18 protein-coding genes and 1 riboswitch are annotated in these 15629 nt (G+C 68.9%); of the genes, 10 read left to right on the forward strand and 8 right to left on the reverse strand.

Annotated elements, in window-relative coordinates; genetic code table 11:
* Positions 1-107: 107 nt before the first annotated feature.
* From WAE60_RS20355 to WAE60_RS20365, 3 genes are read left to right on the forward strand one after another with little or no spacing between them, the layout of a single operon-like run.
* A complete protein-coding gene (locus WAE60_RS20355; protein WP_337688294.1) occupies positions 108-665 on the forward strand; it encodes a tetratricopeptide repeat protein in 558 nt (185 codons plus the stop codon).
* 54 nt (positions 666-719) lie between these two features.
* A complete protein-coding gene (locus tag WAE60_RS20360) occupies positions 720-1106 on the forward strand; it encodes a hypothetical protein (protein WP_337688296.1) in 387 nt (128 codons plus the stop codon).
* Positions 1107-1149: 43 nt separating this feature from the next.
* Complete coding sequence (locus WAE60_RS20365; protein WP_337688297.1) at positions 1150-1998, forward strand: neutral zinc metallopeptidase; 849 nt, start codon at positions 1150-1152, stop codon at positions 1996-1998.
* Positions 1999-2012: 14 nt separating this feature from the next.
* Here WAE60_RS20365 and WAE60_RS20370 read toward each other — a convergent pair whose 3' ends face one another.
* Positions 2013-2804, reverse strand: coding sequence for an alpha/beta hydrolase (locus WAE60_RS20370; protein ID WP_337688299.1), 792 nt, complete (start codon positions 2802-2804; stop codon positions 2013-2015).
* 58 nt (positions 2805-2862) lie between these two features.
* Positions 2863-4284: a serine hydrolase domain-containing protein gene (locus WAE60_RS20375; protein WP_337688301.1), complete on the reverse strand. Its 1422-nt coding sequence runs from the start codon at positions 4282-4284 to the stop codon at positions 2863-2865.
* A 58-nt stretch (positions 4285-4342) separates the two neighbouring features.
* Here WAE60_RS20375 and WAE60_RS20380 point away from each other — a divergent pair, with 58 nt between their 5' ends.
* From WAE60_RS20380 to WAE60_RS20390, 3 genes are all read left to right on the forward strand, one after another.
* Positions 4343-4864 (forward strand): MarR family transcriptional regulator, encoded by a 522-nt coding sequence (locus WAE60_RS20380; RefSeq protein WP_337688303.1) that lies wholly within the window; start codon positions 4343-4345, stop codon positions 4862-4864.
* A 26-nt stretch (positions 4865-4890) separates the two neighbouring features.
* A riboswitch (TPP riboswitch) is annotated at positions 4891-4996 on the forward strand.
* A 73-nt stretch (positions 4997-5069) separates the two neighbouring features.
* Positions 5070-6908, forward strand: coding sequence for a phosphomethylpyrimidine synthase ThiC (gene thiC / locus WAE60_RS20385; RefSeq protein WP_337688305.1), 1839 nt, complete (start codon positions 5070-5072; stop codon positions 6906-6908).
* Between the two features lie 104 nt (positions 6909-7012).
* On the forward strand, positions 7013-7525 hold the full coding sequence (locus WAE60_RS20390) for a hypothetical protein (protein ID WP_337688307.1): 513 nt from the start codon (positions 7013-7015) through the stop codon (positions 7523-7525).
* Positions 7526-7529: 4 nt separating this feature from the next.
* On the opposite strand, the gene WAE60_RS20395 is transcribed toward WAE60_RS20390, so the two are convergent.
* Positions 7530-8522 (reverse strand): ceramidase domain-containing protein, encoded by a 993-nt coding sequence (locus WAE60_RS20395; protein ID WP_051696054.1) that lies wholly within the window; start codon positions 8520-8522, stop codon positions 7530-7532.
* A gap of 241 nt (positions 8523-8763) precedes the next feature.
* Here WAE60_RS20395 and WAE60_RS20400 point away from each other — a divergent pair, with 241 nt between their 5' ends.
* Entirely contained in the window at positions 8764-9117 is a 354-nt protein-coding gene (locus WAE60_RS20400; RefSeq protein ID WP_029916666.1) for a DUF1428 family protein, read from the forward strand.
* Positions 9118-9189: 72 nt separating this feature from the next.
* On the opposite strand, the gene WAE60_RS20405 is transcribed toward WAE60_RS20400, so the two are convergent.
* Together WAE60_RS20405 and WAE60_RS20410 are read right to left on the reverse strand one after the other, a co-directional pair.
* Positions 9190-10260 (reverse strand): type I restriction enzyme HsdR N-terminal domain-containing protein, encoded by a 1071-nt coding sequence (locus WAE60_RS20405; protein WP_029916664.1) that lies wholly within the window; start codon positions 10258-10260, stop codon positions 9190-9192.
* Between the two features lie 453 nt (positions 10261-10713).
* A complete protein-coding gene (locus tag WAE60_RS20410; RefSeq protein WP_337688311.1) occupies positions 10714-11067 on the reverse strand; it encodes a nuclear transport factor 2 family protein in 354 nt (117 codons plus the stop codon).
* 132 nt (positions 11068-11199) lie between these two features.
* Here WAE60_RS20410 and WAE60_RS20415 point away from each other — a divergent pair, with 132 nt between their 5' ends.
* Positions 11200-11994, forward strand: coding sequence for a DUF2461 domain-containing protein (locus WAE60_RS20415; RefSeq protein WP_337688313.1), 795 nt, complete (start codon positions 11200-11202; stop codon positions 11992-11994).
* Here WAE60_RS20415 and WAE60_RS20420 read toward each other — a convergent pair.
* A complete protein-coding gene (locus WAE60_RS20420) occupies positions 11991-12422 on the reverse strand; it encodes a helix-turn-helix domain-containing protein (RefSeq protein WP_337688315.1) in 432 nt (143 codons plus the stop codon). The two genes, WAE60_RS20415 and WAE60_RS20420, sit on opposite strands and share 4 nt — an antisense overlap.
* A gap of 73 nt (positions 12423-12495) precedes the next feature.
* On the opposite strand from WAE60_RS20420, the gene WAE60_RS20425 reads away from it, so the two are divergent.
* Positions 12496-13353: a class I SAM-dependent methyltransferase gene (locus WAE60_RS20425; RefSeq protein WP_337688317.1), complete on the forward strand. Its 858-nt coding sequence runs from the start codon at positions 12496-12498 to the stop codon at positions 13351-13353.
* Between the two features lie 4 nt (positions 13354-13357).
* Here WAE60_RS20425 and WAE60_RS20430 read toward each other — a convergent pair whose 3' ends face one another.
* The gene (locus WAE60_RS20430) at positions 13358-14182 is read right to left on the reverse strand and encodes a tetratricopeptide repeat protein (RefSeq protein ID WP_337688318.1); all 825 of its coding nucleotides are present in this window, start codon (positions 14180-14182) and stop codon (positions 13358-13360) included.
* A gap of 110 nt (positions 14183-14292) precedes the next feature.
* Here WAE60_RS20430 and WAE60_RS20435 point away from each other — a divergent pair, with 110 nt between their 5' ends.
* Positions 14293-14679 carry a hypothetical protein gene (locus WAE60_RS20435; RefSeq protein WP_029916654.1) on the forward strand — a complete coding sequence of 129 codons (387 nt, stop codon included), beginning with the start codon at positions 14293-14295 and terminating at the stop codon, positions 14677-14679.
* 8 nt (positions 14680-14687) lie between these two features.
* Here the strand turns inward: WAE60_RS20435 and WAE60_RS20440 are convergent, their stop codons facing one another.
* On the reverse strand, positions 14688-15509 hold the full coding sequence (locus tag WAE60_RS20440; RefSeq protein WP_337688320.1) for a tetratricopeptide repeat protein: 822 nt from the start codon (positions 15507-15509) through the stop codon (positions 14688-14690).
* Positions 15510-15629 lie beyond the last annotated feature (120 nt).

Here is a 15629-nt window from a genome sequence, read left to right on the forward strand (position 1 = left end):
CGTGCTATGCTGACGGTCAGAAAAGCACGACCCGGCGCGTTCTCCGCGCGACTGCCTCCAGCCGCGCCCCCAAAAGTCGCGTGGCTGGCCGCGCTGGGGAGAGGCGCATGGCTTCGATCAGGATCATCCTCTGCGCGGCGGCGGGGCTGCTGCTGTGCGCGGCGCCGGCGGGCGCCTCGACGCTGATCATCGGCGGCGGGGCGGCCAAGGAATGCGCCGACGCGGCCCTGGACGGGCGCTCCGACAACGCCTCGATCACCACCTGCACCCTGGCCCTGGAGACCGAGATCCTGAACTTCCGCGACCAGGCCCGCACCTATGTCAATCGCGGCGTCCTGCACCTGCGGCAACGCGATTTCGACGGGGCGATCGGCGATTTCGACGCCGCCTCGAAGATCGATCCGGGCCTGGGCGAGGCCTATGTCAATCGCGGGGCGGCCTATGTCGGGTCCAGCCGCTACGGCGAGGGCCTGGCCCAGATCGACCAGGGCCTGGCCCTGGGCGTCAAGGATCCGCAGAAGGCCTATTTCAACCGCGCGATCGCCCACGAGAACCTCGGCGACGTGAAGGCGGCTTATCTGGACTTCACCAAGGCGGCCGAGCTCGATCCCGATTGGCAGGCCCCCAAACAGGAGCTCACGCGTTTCACCGTCAAGCGGCCCTGAACCCGACGCATTGGCGGCGTAGGTTGAAGGGCTCGAAAGCGGAGCCCTGACGGCATGAGCAAGGTTCGGACGATGATCGCGGCGACAGGGCTGGCCCTGGCCTTCGCCGCCTCGGCCTCCGCCCAGATCGACCCGCGCGCCCAGCGCGAGCGCAACGCCTTCTATCTGCAGCAGGACGTCAACCGCCAGAACGCCCTGGCCGCCCAGCGCGAGCTGTCGGCGGCCCAGAGCCGCTACAACGCCCAACTGACCCTGCGGTCGCTGGACGAGGCGGCGCATCCGCCCACCGAGCCGACGCTGCGCTCGACCCTGCCGCCGGCCCCGCCGCGCGGTCCCAGCGCCGGGGACATGGCGTCCGACATCGAGCGGATGGAGCGACTGACCGACCAGGCCCTGGCCGCCAGCAACGCCCGCCTGCGCGCGATCAAGCCGGCGTCCTGACGCCCTTTCCAGACACCAGATCAGACACCAGGAGACCGAACGCATGGAGTGGGGTGGCGGACGCCGCGAGGGCAATATCGAAGACCGTCGCGGCCTGGGCCCGGTGGGCCTGGCCGGCGGCGGCATCGGGGCGGTGGTGCTGGCCGCGATCGGCTATTTCGTCTTCGGGATCAGTCCCGACACCACGATGAGCGTCGTCAACGGCGCCCAGCAGCCCGCCGCCCAGGAGGGCGCGCGCGGCCAGGTCAGCGACCGCGACGGCCAATTCGTCGACGTGATCGAGACCTCCAACACCGACGTCTGGGGTCCGCTGCTGGCCAAGCACGGCGTCAGCTACCGTCCGCCCCGGGCGGTGGTGCTGTACGACCAGGCCACGGGCACCGGCTGCGGTACGGGGCAATCGGCCATGGGGCCGTTCTATTGCCCGGCCGACAACAAGGTCTATCTGGACCTCAGCTTCTGGAACGAACTGGAGACCCGGTTCGGGGCCAAGGGCGAGTTCGCCCGGGCCTATGTGATCAGCCACGAGATCGGCCACCACATCCAGAGCCTGACCGGCGCGGCCGACGAGGCCCGGCGGCTGGGCGCGCGCGGGGCCGAAAGCGGCTCGGTGCGGCTGGAGCTGCAGGCCGACTGCTACGCCGGCGTCTGGGCCCGGCACGCGCCCGAGGCCTCGAACGGCGGCATCCGGATCACCAGGGCCGACATCGAGGACGGCCTCGGCGCGGCCTCGGCGGTCGGCGACGACGCCATCCAGGAACAGGCCCAGGGCCGGGTCATGCCCGACAGCTTCACCCACGGGACCTCGGCCCAGCGCATGCGCTGGTTCGGCAAGGGCTACGACGCGGGCGACCCCGGCGCGTGCGACACGTTCGGGGCGCGGACGCTCTAGCCGCCCGCCCATCTCTAATCGCTTGATTGGGCGGCGCGTTCGATCAGGTCGGTGATCGCCTGAGGGTGCGAGATCATCGAGACGTGGCTGGACGGCAGCTCGATGGTCGTCGCCTTCATCCGCTGGGCCAGGAAGCGCTCAAGGTCCGGCGAGGTGGTCTCGTCGTGGGCCGAGACGGCGTAGTAGCTGGGCTTGCCGCGCCAGGCCGCGACCGTGGTCCTGGCGGCGAACAGGTCCGCGGCGATCGGCTGCTGGGCGGCGTACAGCACCCGCGCCCGGGCGGTCGGGACGTCGCCGGCGAAGTGCTTGAGGAAGGCGTCCTCCGTCAGCCGCGAATAGCCGTCGGTCGTCACCACCCCGGCGCGGACCGGCGTGGTCGGGTAGCGCGCGACCAGGGCGGCGAAGTCCTCGCCGGCGTCGGGCGCGCGGGCGGCCACATAGACCAGGGCCGTGACCTTCGGATCGTCGCCGGCCTCGCTGATCACCACCCCGCCCCAGGAATGGCCGACCAGCACGGTCGGGCCGTCCTGCAGGGCCAGGGCGCGGCGGGTGGCGGCGACGTCGTCGGCCAGCGAGGTCAGCGGGTTCTGGACGACCGTGACGTTGTACCCGGCCGCCTGCAGCCGCACGACGACGTCGCTCCAGCACGAACCGTCCGCCCAGGCGCCGTGCACCAGCACCACGTTGCGGACGGGCGCTCGGGCGAGCGCGCGCGGGGCGATCGCCAGGGCTGTCGCGCCCAGGACCGCGCCGAGCACGGCGCGACGGTTGGAAACGGGGCCTTGCTCGAGCTTCGATCGCGCCATGCCGACATCCTCCGGGCTCCGGGTCGCAGGATGCCATTCGCGCGGGCGGGAGGGAAGGTTACGCCGGCCGCGCGGCGGGCAGGCGATGGCCCAGATACTCGGCCGGGTTCACAGCCGTGGGGTGACCGCGATTGCTCAGCACCGCCGTGACGTAGCCGGAGCCCGGATAGATCGCCAGGTCGCCGTTGACCCCCGGCGCGCCGCCGCCGTGGCCGTAGCAGGTCGCGCCGTTGCGGCTCTGGATCCGGAAGCCCAGCCCCCACTTCGACGCCCCGCCGGCCGCGACCCTCGGCGTGGTCGCCAGCGTCGTATGGGCGGCGTCCAGCAGGTGGTGTTCCCGCAGGGCGGTCGCGAAGGCGTGGAGGTCGTCCACCGTCGAATAGCCGCCGCCGGCGGGCAGGCCGACATAGGGCGTCAGCGGCTTCAGGCCCGCCAGGGCGCTTCCGGCATAGGGCAGGGCGTCGCCGTCGCGCGGCCGCTGGCCGGTCGCGCTCATGCCGGCCGGTCCGAAGACGTGGTCGTCGAAATAGGCTTCGTAGGGCCGGCCGGAGACCCGTTCGAGGATCGCGCCCAGCAGGACGAAGCCGTAGTTGCTGTAGGCGAACCGGGCGCCCGGCTCGAACAGCGGCTCGCGCGGGCCGTACAGCCGCACATAGTCCGACACCGTGCCCAGCTCGGCCTGATGGGCGTCGTGGAACGGGCCGAAGATGTCGCCCGTGCCGCCGGTGTGGGTCAGCAGGTGCTCGACGGTCAGGCGCTTGGCCAGGGCCGCGTTCGGATAGTCGGGCATCAGGGCGGCCACCGGCGTGTCCAGCGCCATCCGCCCGGCCTGGACCTGCTGCAGGATCGCGACGGCGGTGAACATCTTGCCCATCGAGCCGACGCAGAACCGCGTGCCGGTCTCGACCTTGCCTCGTCGGGCGCGGTCGGCCAGCCCGTAGGCCTCGCGTAGGATCACGCGGTCCGCCCGCGCGGCCAGCACGGCGCCGGAGAAGCGGTCGGCGGCGGCCTCGGCGCTAAGCTTGCCGGCCAGGGCGGCGACGGCCTGGGCCTCGCCGAGCCGGGCGATCCGGAAACCGTCCGGGGGCGTGGCGCCCGAGAACGCGATGTCGGCCAGGCCGCCTTCCGGTCCGGCGGTCACCACCACCTTGGAGAACCGGTCCCAGGCGCGGTCCTGGACCCAGACGGTCAGCTCGCCGGGCCCGGTCGCCTCAGCGCGCAGCACGGTGAAGCCGCCGGACGCCTCGCGCGTGGCCAGGTCCTCGTCGACATAGGGCAGGGCGTCGGGCAGCCGGGCCTGGATGAAGGCGCGATAGGCGGCCGGATCGTCGCCGTTGAACACCGCCAGCCATTGCCGGAACCAGACCTTGGCGGGCTCGTCGCCGGCCAGGTCCGACGCGGGATCGGCGCACCGGCCGGCGCCGGCGGGCAGGCCGAGGCCGAGGAGGGCCGCGCCCGCCATGAAGTCGCGTCTGTTCATCCGCCGGCGTCTCCTGTAGAGGTGATGAGAGAAATGTAAGCACTTACGGATTCTGTCAATGGCCTCCGAAGACATGTCCCCCGACAGCACCTCTGGCGACTACCCCCGCGCCTCCGGCGCCGCCGCCCTGGGCGCGCGGCTGCGGCGGCTGTCCGAGCGGATCGACCGCGACGCCGGCCGGATGTACGCCGCGCTCGACGTGCGGTTCGAGCAGCGCTGGTTCGGGGTGCTGAACCAGCTGGTCCTGCACGGCCCGCGTTCGGTCGGCGACCTGGCGGCCGCGCTGGGGGTCACCCACGTGGCGGTCAGCCAGGTGCGCCAGGCCCTGGTCGCCGAGGGGCTGGTGGCCGAGGACCGCGACCCGCGCGACGGCCGCAGCCGGGTCCTGCGCCTGACCGACGACGGCGAGGCCCTGGCGCGGCGGCTGGCCCCGGCCTGGGAGGCCCTGTCGGCGGCGGCCGTCGAACTGGACGCCGAGGCGCGCGACGTCCTGGCGGCGCTGGACCGGCTGGAGGCGGCGCTGGACCGGTCGTCGATCCTTGAGCGGTCGCGGCGCATTCTCGATAGCGCCCGCCCTTGACCCGCGCGTCAGTCGGTCTAGGGTCGCCCCGTTCACCGGGGGGCCGCTTCGCGCGGCTGAGATTGGGCCTGGCCCTGACCCGTCGAACCTGATCCGGGTCATGCCGGCGAAGGGAGGGAACGCGGTCGGAACGCTCGAACCCCGTCCGTAAACCGACTTAAGCGCGACACGTCCGGGTCTCCTTGAAGCTGAAGGAGCGCCCGAAATGAACATCCAGTCCACCATCAAGGCCGTGGCCGAGACCCTGTCGACGGGGCCGATCCCCGGCTCGCGCAAGGTCTATCAGGCCGGCGAACTGTTCCCCGACATCCGCGTGCCGTTCCGCGAGGTGGCCGTCCACCCGTCGGCCAACGAGCCGCCGGTGACGATCTACGACCCGTCCGGTCCCTACAGCGATCCGTCGGTCGCCATCGACATCGAGAAGGGCCTGCCGCGCTCGCGCGAGGCCTGGGTCGTGGCGCGCGGCGACGTCGAGCTGGTGACCGATCCCCGCCAGGTGAAGCCCGAGGACAACGGCTTCGCGGCCGGCAAGCACCTGGCGCCGGAGTTCCCGGACACCTCGCGCAAGATCTACCGCTCCAAGCCCGGCAAGCTGGTCACCCAGCTGGAATACGCCCGGGCCGGGATCATCACGGCCGAGATGGAATACGTCGCCATCCGCGAGAACCTGCGCCGTGAGCAGACCCGCCCGTGCGTGCGCGACGGCGAGGACTTCGGCGCCTCGATCCCCGACTTCGTGACCCCCGAGTTCGTGCGCCAGGAAATCGCGCGCGGCCGGGCCATCATCCCGGCCAACATCAACCACGGCGAGCTGGAGCCGATGGCGATCGGCCGCAACTTCCTGGTCAAGATCAACGCCAACATCGGCAACTCGGCCGTGCTGGGCACCGTGGCCGACGAGGTCGACAAGCTGGTCTGGGCCACGCGCTGGGGCGCCGACACGGTCATGGACCTGTCGACCGGCCGCAACATCCACAACATCCGCGACTGGATCATCCGTAACTCGAGCGTCCCGATCGGCACGGTGCCGATCTACCAGGCGCTGGAGAAGGTCAACGGCGTGGCCGAGGACCTGAACTGGGAGGTCTTCCGCGACACCCTGATCGAGCAGTGCGAGCAGGGCGTCGACTACTTCACGATCCACGCGGGCGTGAGACTCCCCTTTGTCCCGATGACTGCAAAACGGGTGACGGGCATCGTCTCGCGCGGCGGCTCGATCATGGCCAAGTGGTGCCTGGCGCACCACAAGGAGAACTTCCTCTACGAGCGGTTCGAGGACATCTGCGAGATCATGCGCGCCTACGACGTGTCGTTCAGCCTCGGCGACGGCCTGCGTCCGGGCTCGACCGCCGACGCCAACGACGAGGCCCAGTTCAGCGAGCTGCGCACCCTGGGCGAACTGACCAAGGTGGCCTGGAACCACGGCGTCCAGGTGATGATCGAAGGGCCGGGCCACGTGGCCATGCACAAGATCAAGGCCAACATGGACGAGCAGCTGAAGCACTGCCACGAGGCCCCGTTCTACACCCTCGGCCCGTTGACCACCGACATCGCCCCTGGCTACGACCACATCACCTCGGCCATCGGCGCGGCGATGATCGGCTGGTTCGGCACAGCCATGCTCTGCTACGTCACGCCCAAGGAGCACCTGGGCCTGCCGGACCGCGACGACGTCAAGACCGGCGTCATCACCTACAAGCTGGCCGCCCACGCCGCCGACCTCGCCAAGGGCCACCCCGGCGCGGCGATGTGGGACGACGCCATCAGCCGGGCGCGGTTCGAGTTCCGCTGGGAGGACCAGTTCAACCTTGGCCTCGATCCGGAGACGGCCCGCAAGTTCCACGACGAGACCCTGCCCAAGGAGGCGCACAAGACCGCGCACTTCTGCTCGATGTGCGGGCCCAAGTTCTGCTCGATGAAGATCAGTCAGGAGGTCCGCGACTTCGCGGCCGGCAAGGCGCCCAACAGCGCCGAGCTGGGCATGGCCGAGATGAGCGAGAAGTTCAAGGAACAGGGCTCGGAGATCTATCTGAAGACGGAGTAGCCGGAATAGGGGACACACACTCGCGGTGGAGGTCTTGCCAGGTCGGCCAAGGCGTGTGAGCGAGTGCGTGCCCCCGCCTTCGGGCGCGAACGGAGAACCCGAGCGTGCTGTCCCTGATCCTGGCCGCCGCCCTGCAGGCCGCCGCGCCGGCCGCCATGGCCGATCCGCTGGCGCCCGCCCGCATCGGCGACCTGCAGTGCTATCGGCCCGATCCGGTCCGCAAGACCTGCCGGTCCATGGCCGGCTACGCCTTCGCGGCCGACGGCAATATCCTCAACAGGGCCGAGGTGCTGCTGCAGGACTCGCCGCCGGTGACCATGACCACGGTCACGCTGGTGACGGTGAAGGACGGGGCGGTCTGCGGGCCGATCTCGGGGATCGACAAGGCCCAGATCGCCTTCCGCGGCCGTCGCGTCCCGGAGGCGGACGCGGTCCCGATCCGCGCCCAGATCCAGGAGTCGATGGCCTCGGTCCTGGGCCAGGAGGTCTGCACCACCTATCGCCGCAGCGGCGACTGGTGGATCGCCGAGGTCAAGCTGAACGGCGTGGCGCGGCCGGACATGGGCGACACCCTGATGTGGGTGCCGGCCTCCGCCGGTTACTCGGTCCAGCCCTGACGGGTCAGCTCGAACTGGCCGAGGCGAACCGGGCGCGCATGGCCTCGTCCGGCTGTTCGCGCCAGTAGAAGTACAGCAGCACGGCCATGGCGCCCGACAGGGTGTGCCACAGCAGGCCGTGCGGCTGGAACCCGCTGGTGGCGCTGCACAGCGGCCCGCCGGTCTGGGACAGGATCTGGAACATGGTGGCCAGGCCGAAGCAGCCCGCGCCGACCCACCAGAAGATGGTCGCGCGCTTGGACCAGCCGTCCCGCCAGTCGGTCTTGACCTGGTCCCACCAGGCCGAGGGGCCGCCCAGGCGGATCATGTCGTAGATCTGCAGCGCCAGCTCGGTCAGGAAGTACAGCCCGACCAGCGAGCCGATCAGCTTCATCGAGATCAGGGGCACGTCGTCCAGGATCCGGTTCAGCATGGTGAAGACGATCACCAGCACCGCATAGGCGCAGTAGAAGAACACCCCGATGTCGAAGCGTCGTCGGACCGTGATGACGGGCAGGAACGAGGCGAAGACGTACATCGACATGCCGTCAAACCAACTGACCGTGCTGGACAGCGAGGCGTGGAACCACATGCTGCCCAGGCCCAGGAACAGAACGGCGAAGACCCAGACCTCCGGGACCCAGCTGCCGGAATTGTAGAAGACGTTCCGGACGGTGGACTCGCCGTCGATCACCTTCTTGCGGTCGCGGCGGATCAGGAACACCACGGCCAGCGACGTGAACAGCGCGTAGTAGTTGCTGTAGGTGTTGACCTTCTGCCGGATGCCGGGCGCGCCGTTGTAGACGTCCTCGATCCGGAAGGCCTCGCAGTAGCAGCTGTCGGCGTGCGCCCAGTCGGGCCTGCCGTCGACGACCGGGGGCACCTGGACGCCCGCGGCGTTGATGTTGGTGCAGGAGTCGGGATGGGCCGGCCAGCCCAGCAGCGCGAACAGGTAGAACGGGATCAGGATCAGCAGCGCGCCGCCGCCCCACACGAAGAACCCTCTGATCGGCGCCATGAACCTGCCCTCCCGGCGTTCGCGACCGTGGAGCGCTCGTTGCAAGGCGACGCTCCGTCCGGTTGAGGAGAATGACACGGTCGCGCTTAAGTGCAATGGCGTTGGTCGGCGATCCGACCGAGGGTCGGTCCTGGGCCGACCCAGGGCGAAGGCGCGGGCGGCGACCATTTTTTCCGACGCCATGTCGGAACGCCGCGCCGTCGCCCGTCCTTTGGACGGCAACAACCCCAGGGAGGACGTCATGTCCTATGTCGACGGTTTCGTGATCGCGGTCCCCAAGGACAAGGTCGAGGACTACAAGGCGATGGCCCGGCTGGGCGGCGAGGTCTGGATGGAGTACGGCGCGGTGTCGTACGTCGAGTGCCTGGGCGACGACACGCCCTACGGCGAAGTGACCTCGTTCCCGCGCGCCGTCCAGGCCAAGGAAGACGAGATCGTGGTGTTCTCGTGGATCACCTACAAGGACAAGGCCTCGCGCGACGAGATCATGGCCAAGGTCATGGCCGACCCGCGCCTCAAGCAGGACCCCAAGGACATGCCCTTCGACGGCAAGCGCATGATCTTCGGCGGCTTCGTGCCGTTCCTGGAGCGGTAGGGAAGCCCTCGTAGGGCTGGCGCGGCCTCTGCAAGCAGCTTCACACCGTTCGCAGAGGCCGTTCTGCCCCTGTCAGCCGCCGCCCCCGCCGTCGAGCTCCTTGAGGCGCGCCTCAATGTGATCGCTAAGTTGGTAGATGTGGGTCAGCTCCGGAAGAAGGTGGCGATGCTCCTCCTTGCCAACAAAAGTACCTAGATATTTTGTGGTAATGCCATTGAAGTGCATCCGGGCGATGGTCTTTCGGTTGTTGTCATCCAAAAGTATCGCGCAATAAGACTTCGCGTCTCGGATGATGATGCGTTTGGGGTCAACAAATTTAGAAGCAATCGCCTGAATGATGTGGAAGCCGGATATTTCTTCCGCGGTCGTAATGACGCCATCCTCGTTAGGCTCTTCTTCCGGGTTGTCATTCTCCAAGATCGAAGGGTTGGAAGCGTTCAGTGCTGAGGACAACCGTTCGTTGACGAGCTCCCGAATGACGGTCGAGATCGATGAAGCTATCATTTTCCCGAAGCTATCCTTGATCGCTGGCGTCAGGCGACCTTCGTGAACTCGACCGGCGAGAAGCTTGGTGAACTCCTCGGATGGCTCGGCGAATTCCTTCTCTATCTCTTTTCTGAGAAGGGATTGTAGCTTTAGATTTCCGGCTTCCTGGACGATTTTTTCAATATCGAAGGATGCTTTCGCGAACTTTTCCAGCGTTTTGACGTCCGCAGTTTTCACGCCGTCCAGGCTGAACGTGAAGAACGGCTTGTCATCCATCTTGTTGGGGCGCTCTACATCTGAATAGAACTGATAGACAACACCATTAGTGAGAACGGCGAGTCGAGCGTCGGTAACGCTGAAATAGCGAAATAGCTGACCTGCGTGATTGATGTTGAGTTCGACGGTGGACGGTTTGCATTCGACAAGAATTGAGACCTTTCCCTCGTTGCAAACGGCGTAATCGACCTTCTCACCCTTCTTGGTGCCAACGTCCGCGGTAAATTCTGGCACGACTTCGCTCGGATTGAAGACGTCATAGCCTAGCGATTGCAAGAACGGCATAACGAGCGCCGTCTTTGCGGCTTCCTCTGTTAGCAGCACTTCCCGATGATCGAGTGCGCGCTTTTGGAGTTCGAGGATGCGTGTGGCCAAATCCATGGAACGGATCTCCCCCCAATTTTATAGCTAAGCTACTTAAGACCCAGGAGGTTCGGGTTCGCAACCTTTTGCGCGAGCGTCTTTGGCTTCACCAACCGCGAGGTGGTGTTGCTCGTGTCGCTCATCGAGTCAGTCTGGGCGGGCATGAGGTAGTCGAGGCCGACCTTCGACGCGCTTCGAGCGTGGTCTGGCGAATTTGGACAGCTACAGTCGTTGCAGGATCGCTGGGAGGTCTACAAATTCGCACGGGAAGCCAGTCTCATCGACAAGAGCCTGTCATGAGCAGTAAGCTGGACCGGGAGAACATCGCAAATGCCGTGCGCGCTGCCACTTGTGTCGCCGCGCACGGCACGCGCGAGGAGCATTCGGGCGCTTTATCGCCCCCACGCCGACTCCCTCGAGCGGGGCCGTTCCGAAGAAGGCCCAAACCGCTCGAGGCTAGGCAGCTTCGTTTCAATAGAAGAACCGCTCCTCGGCGATCTTGCCGTCGCGGATGGTGTAGAGGCCGACCTCGTCCAGGGTCGTGCGCTCGCCCGTGGCCTTGGGCGTCACGTCCATCTTGAAGCCGACGACGAACTGGTCGCCGTTGACGTAAGGGCCGGTGACCGTGAAGCCGTGGACCTCGTTGTTGGCGGCCCACCATTCGCCCTTGCCGCGCACGGCGGCCTTGCCGGCGATGCGGGCCATGTCGCCGGGCATGGCCTCGATGCTGACCACGTCGTCGGCCCAGTACTTCTCGCCGGACTCGTCGAACTTGCCTTCCTTGCACAGGGCGACGAGGTCGTCGGCGATCTCTTGAACGGTCATGATGGTGCTCCGGGGTGAGGGCTTGCGGCGGGACCATCGACCCGCGCGGCGGCCCGCGCAATCGCGGCGGCGCGGGTTGATGACAAGGGGTGTCAGCAGACAGGCGGCGGGCTTTCGGTCTAGCCTGCCGCCATGACTCGCACGCCTTTCCCCGGCTTCGCCGCCGCCGACCTGGCCTTCCTGACGGGCCTCGCCGCCCACAACGACCGCGAGTGGTTCACCGCCCACCGCGCCGTCTATGACGACCGCCTGAAGCCGACGCTGTCGGCCCTGATCGACGCCCTGAACGGGGCGCTGGCGGCGCGCGATCTGCCGCTGGCGGGCGATCCGAAGAAGAGCGTGTTCCGCATCCACCGCGACGTACGCTTCTCCAAGGACAAGCGGCCCTACAAGACCCACGTCTCGGCCACCCTGACCCGCGACGGCCAGAAGCTGTCGCCGGGCCTGCTCTATGTGCACATCGAGCCCGAGGGCGGGCCGGCGCCGGCCTTCGATCCCGAGACCATCGACCCGCTGGACCCCTCGACCCTGCCGTCGGCCCAGGAGGAGCAGGCGGGTTATGCCGGCAACGGCCCGTTCGCGGCGGCGGGCTTCTACCTATCGGAACGCCCGCACATCGACGCCTTCCGCCGGGCCATCGTCGCCGATCCCAAGGGTTGGCTGGCGGTCGAGAGGGCCCTGGCCGCCAAGGGGCTGCCGCTGGAGCCCGGCGAGCCGACCAAGCGCATGCCCAAGGGCTTCGAGGACCATGCGGGCACGACGCTGGAGGCGGGCCTGAAGCGCACGCGCTGGCTGGTCCGCCGGCCGCTGACCGGGGCCGAGATCGGCGGCGACGACCTGCCCGAGCTGATCGCCGACTTCGTGGCCGAGGCCCGGCCGCTGCTGGCGTTCGGCTGGAAGGCGCTGCACGGCGTGAGGACGGACTAGGCGGGTTCGGCGCGGAAGCGACGCCGCGCCGGCTGGGCGGCCGCCTGGCGTCCGGCCAGGCGGGCTATGCCGCGGAAGCGCGGGCATTCCATCAGGCTGGGCGCGGTGCAGGCCACGGCGTGCAGCAGGCCGTCGCGCAGGCGGGCCAGGTCGTCGATGCGGCGGTCCAGCTCGGCGGCCTTGGCCCGCAGCTGATCCTTGTCGATGGCCGGGCCCTCGCTGAGCATGGCGGCGATCTCGTCCAGCGAGAAGCCCGAGGCCCGGCCCAGGGCGATCAGCGACAGGCGCTCCACCGTCGAGGGGGCGAACAGGCGCTTCAGGCCATGACGGCCGGTCGAGACGATCAGGCCCTTCTCTTCGTAGTATCGCAGGGCCGAGGCCCGCACGCCGGTCCGGCGCGCCAGTTCGGCGATGTCGATATCGAACATGCTTGACCTCAAGTCGGCTTGAACTTGCAGGATGCGGTCAGACCGCCAAATCCGCAACGATCGGGAGACCCGCATGACGACCGAGAACACCACCCAGGCCGCGCGAGGGGCCATGACGGCCGAATTCTGGAACACCGAGGGCGGCGAGGTCTGGGTGCGCCAGCAGGACCTGCTGGACCGGCTGAACGCCCCCATCGGCGAGGCCGTGGTCGCGCGGGCCGATCCGGGGCCGGGCAGGCGGGCGCTGGACGTCGGCTGCGGGGCGGGGGCGACGACCCTGGACATGGCCCGCCGCCTGGGCCGGGACGGGGTCTGCGTCGGGGTGGACGTCTCCAGGCCGCTGCTGGACCTGGCGCGCGAACGGGCCCGGGACCAGACGACCGGCCGGGCGGAGTTCGTCCAGGCCGACGCCCAGGACCACGCCTTCGAGGCGGGCGCGTTCGACGTGATCCTGTCGCGGTTCGGGGTGATGTTCTTCACCGACCCGGACGCGGCCTTCGCCAACCTGCGGCGGGCGCTGAAGCCCGGCGGCGCGCTGGTCTTCGCCTGCTGGCGGAGCCCGGCCGACAATCCGCTGTCCCAGGTCCCGCTGGAGACGGCCGCGCCGTTGCTGTCGCAGCCTCCGCCGCCGCCGCGCAAGGGACCGGGCCGCTTCGCCTTCGCCGACCCGGACCACGTGCGGGGGATCCTGGACCGCAGCGGCTGGCGCGACATCGAGATCGCGCCCCTGGACGCGCCCATGCCGGCCAGCCTCGACGAGATGATGACCCTGAGCCTGGAACTGGGCCCGCTGGGCCAGATCCTGCGCCGCGAGGACGAGGCGACCCGCGCCAGGGTCACCGACGCCGTGGCCGCCCGCCTGCGCGAGGAGATGCGCGACGGCGTCGTGCCGCTGAAGGCGGCCTGCTGGCTGGTGACGGCGAGAGGGTAGGGGCCTAGTCCTTGCGGGCCTTGGCCTTGTCGCCCGTATAGACGTCCACGGCCTGCTTGGCGCCGCCGGCCTTCAGCTGGCGGATATAGGCCAGCTCGGCCTTGGCGCCGCCGTGGTCGGGCTCCAGCTCCAGCGATTTCAGATAGGCGGCCTCGGCCTCGTCCAGGCGATTGAGTTCGGTCAGGCAGAAGCCCCGGCTGCGCTCGATGCGCGCCTCGCCGTCCGGATTGGCCAGGGTGTCCAGCAGGTCCATCGGCGGCCGGGCGTCGTAGAAGGCCAGGGCCTCGGCGAAGCGGTGCTGCAGGATCAGGGCCGAGCCCTTCTCGGTGACCAGCATCAGGTTGTCGGGCTGGAAGGCCAGGCCGCGGTCCAGCCAGACCAGGGCCTCCTCGGGCTGGCGATGCTCCACCGCCAGGGTGCCCAGCAGGAAGGCGGCCGTGCCATAGGTGTTGAACACCGCGATCACCTGGCTCTGCCCCTGGCCCGCCTTGGCGGCGACGCCCGCCGCGGTCACCGTGGCGATGAGGGCGGCTTGCGAGTCGTTGACGCGGATCGTGGTCACGCCGGGCTGGCGGTCGATCACCGGCCAGCGGGCCGGCGCGTTGGCGACCACCTTCTGCAACTGGGGAACCATCGGCTCCAGCTCGGCGAAGGAGGTCACGTGCAGGGCCTTCTCGACCACCTCGCGGTCCTTGGCCTCCTGCTTGGCGAAGGCCTTCTGGTCCAGGGCGGGCGGCGAAGCGGCCGCCTGGGCCAAGGCCTGGGCCGGCAGGGCGGCCGACGACAGAAGGGCGGCGGCGATGATCGCCTTGAAGGGGGCTCCACGCATGCGTCGTCTCCGGCAAAGCTTATGGCAAGGGTGAGCTACAGGTGTAATAAGTCAAGCCCTGCCAGGGATACGCCTCGGAACGCGCGACGACGTTTCCGCATTCCACAGCCATGCTCGCGCTCATCCTCGACCTCTCGAACATCCTCGGCGGCTTCCTGCTGGCGATCGGCCTGCTGGCCCTGATCCCCAACGCCGGCGACAACCTCGCGCGGTTCGCCGAGCGGCTGGGCCCGTTCCGCTGGATCGTCGGGGTGATCGCGCTGGTCTGCGGCGGCTTCTTCCTGATCGTCCACCTGGTCAGCGGGCCGCGCGTCTTCCACTTCGAGATCGTCGGGATCGCGGTGGGCGTGCTGCTGCTGTGGGACCGGCTGCGGGCGGGGCGGCTGGCCAATCGCGACCTGCCGGCCAGCGGGGCGCAAGGGCCGGGCCTGGTGCTGGCGGTGTTCGGGATCATCGCCATGATCGTGGGCCTGCAGGGGATCTTCACCCCCGATTGAGGCGGCGGCTATTTGACCGCCTTGGCCTGGTCTGAGGTGTAGATCTGGACCGGCTCGATCTTGGCCACGCCCGCCCGCTTGTCGGCGATGTATTTCAGCTCGCGCAGGGCCCCGCCGTGGTCCGGCTCCAGGACCAGCGACTGCTTGTAGTCGGCCTCGGCCTCGTCCAGGCGTCCCAGTTCGATCAGGGCCCAGCCCCGGGCGCGCCGCAGGCGGGCCTTGGACTTGGGATCGAAGGTGCGGTCGCCCAGGGCCAGGGTGGCGTCGTAGAGCGCCAGGGCGTCGGCCGGCCGGTTCAGCATGGCCAGGGCCGCGCCCTTCTCGGTGACGAGGTACAGATTGTCGGGCTGCAGGGCCAAGCCCTTGTCCAGCCAGGCGATCGCCTCCTCCGGCCGGCGACGGGTGACGGCGTCGGAGCCCAGCATCAGGGCCGCCGTCGGATAGACGTTGAAGGCGGCGTCCACATAGACGGTCTTCTTCTCGGCCTTGTCGGCGCCCGCCGCCTGCAGGCCGGCCACCAGCGACAGCGCGGCGATCTCATCGGCCCCGACGCCCCGGACGATGATGTGGCCGTTGCGCGGCTCGACCAGCGGGTAGCTGGCCGGGGCGCGGTCCAGGACCTCGCGCAGCGTCTGCAGTTGCTGGGGCGTGCGGGGCGGCGAAATCATGATGCCGCGGACGATCTTGGCGTCGGCGCGCTCCTCGGCCGTAAGCAGGGAGGGCGCCGGGGCCTGAGCCTGGGTCGGGGCCGGGGCTTGCGCCTGGCTCGCGGCCGGGGCCAGCGGGCCGGCCAGCAGCAGGGCGGCCAGGATCGTGCTGCGGACGGTCATGCGGGCCCCTAAGGCTATGCGATCCGAGGAGCTTAACCTTGGGTGGAGTCTTGGCAAGGGGCGCGCTGACGCTTCTCAATCGGCCGTTAAGGCGGCGGGCGCAGAGTTTCCCGCAATCCG

The organism is Caulobacter sp. CCG-8, from assembly GCF_037402475.1.
In the GTDB taxonomy this organism is placed as follows: Bacteria; Pseudomonadota; Alphaproteobacteria; order Caulobacterales; family Caulobacteraceae; genus Caulobacter.

Excerpts from the sequence above, each read along its gene's own strand:
- WAE60_RS20405 (WP_029916664.1), bottom strand. The coding sequence starts at position 10,260 with ATGGATTTGGCCACACGCATCCTCGAACTCCAAAAGCGCGCACTCGAT.
- WAE60_RS20375 (WP_337688301.1), bottom strand. The coding sequence starts at position 4,284 with ATGAACAGACGCGACTTCATGGCGGGCGCGGCCCTCCTCGGCCTCGGC.
- WAE60_RS20425 (WP_337688317.1), top strand. The coding sequence starts at position 12,496 with ATGACGACCGAGAACACCACCCAGGCCGCGCGAGGGGCCATGACGGCC.
- WAE60_RS20380 (WP_337688303.1), top strand. The coding sequence starts at position 4,343 with ATGGCCTCCGAAGACATGTCCCCCGACAGCACCTCTGGCGACTACCCC.
- thiC (WP_337688305.1), top strand. The coding sequence starts at position 5,070 with ATGAACATCCAGTCCACCATCAAGGCCGTGGCCGAGACCCTGTCGACG.
- WAE60_RS20355 (WP_337688294.1), top strand. The coding sequence starts at position 108 with ATGGCTTCGATCAGGATCATCCTCTGCGCGGCGGCGGGGCTGCTGCTG.
- WAE60_RS20400 (WP_029916666.1), top strand. The coding sequence starts at position 8,764 with ATGTCCTATGTCGACGGTTTCGTGATCGCGGTCCCCAAGGACAAGGTC.
- WAE60_RS20360 (WP_337688296.1), top strand. The coding sequence starts at position 720 with ATGAGCAAGGTTCGGACGATGATCGCGGCGACAGGGCTGGCCCTGGCC.
- WAE60_RS20365 (WP_337688297.1), top strand. The coding sequence starts at position 1,150 with ATGGAGTGGGGTGGCGGACGCCGCGAGGGCAATATCGAAGACCGTCGC.
- WAE60_RS20420 (WP_337688315.1), bottom strand. The coding sequence starts at position 12,422 with ATGTTCGATATCGACATCGCCGAACTGGCGCGCCGGACCGGCGTGCGG.
- WAE60_RS20440 (WP_337688320.1), bottom strand. The coding sequence starts at position 15,509 with ATGACCGTCCGCAGCACGATCCTGGCCGCCCTGCTGCTGGCCGGCCCG.
- WAE60_RS20395 (WP_051696054.1), bottom strand. The coding sequence starts at position 8,522 with ATGGCGCCGATCAGAGGGTTCTTCGTGTGGGGCGGCGGCGCGCTGCTG.
- WAE60_RS20430 (WP_337688318.1), bottom strand. The coding sequence starts at position 14,182 with ATGCGTGGAGCCCCCTTCAAGGCGATCATCGCCGCCGCCCTTCTGTCG.
- WAE60_RS20415 (WP_337688313.1), top strand. The coding sequence starts at position 11,200 with ATGACTCGCACGCCTTTCCCCGGCTTCGCCGCCGCCGACCTGGCCTTC.
- WAE60_RS20370 (WP_337688299.1), bottom strand. The coding sequence starts at position 2,804 with ATGGCGCGATCGAAGCTCGAGCAAGGCCCCGTTTCCAACCGTCGCGCC.
- WAE60_RS20435 (WP_029916654.1), top strand. The coding sequence starts at position 14,293 with ATGCTCGCGCTCATCCTCGACCTCTCGAACATCCTCGGCGGCTTCCTG.
- WAE60_RS20410 (WP_337688311.1), bottom strand. The coding sequence starts at position 11,067 with ATGACCGTTCAAGAGATCGCCGACGACCTCGTCGCCCTGTGCAAGGAA.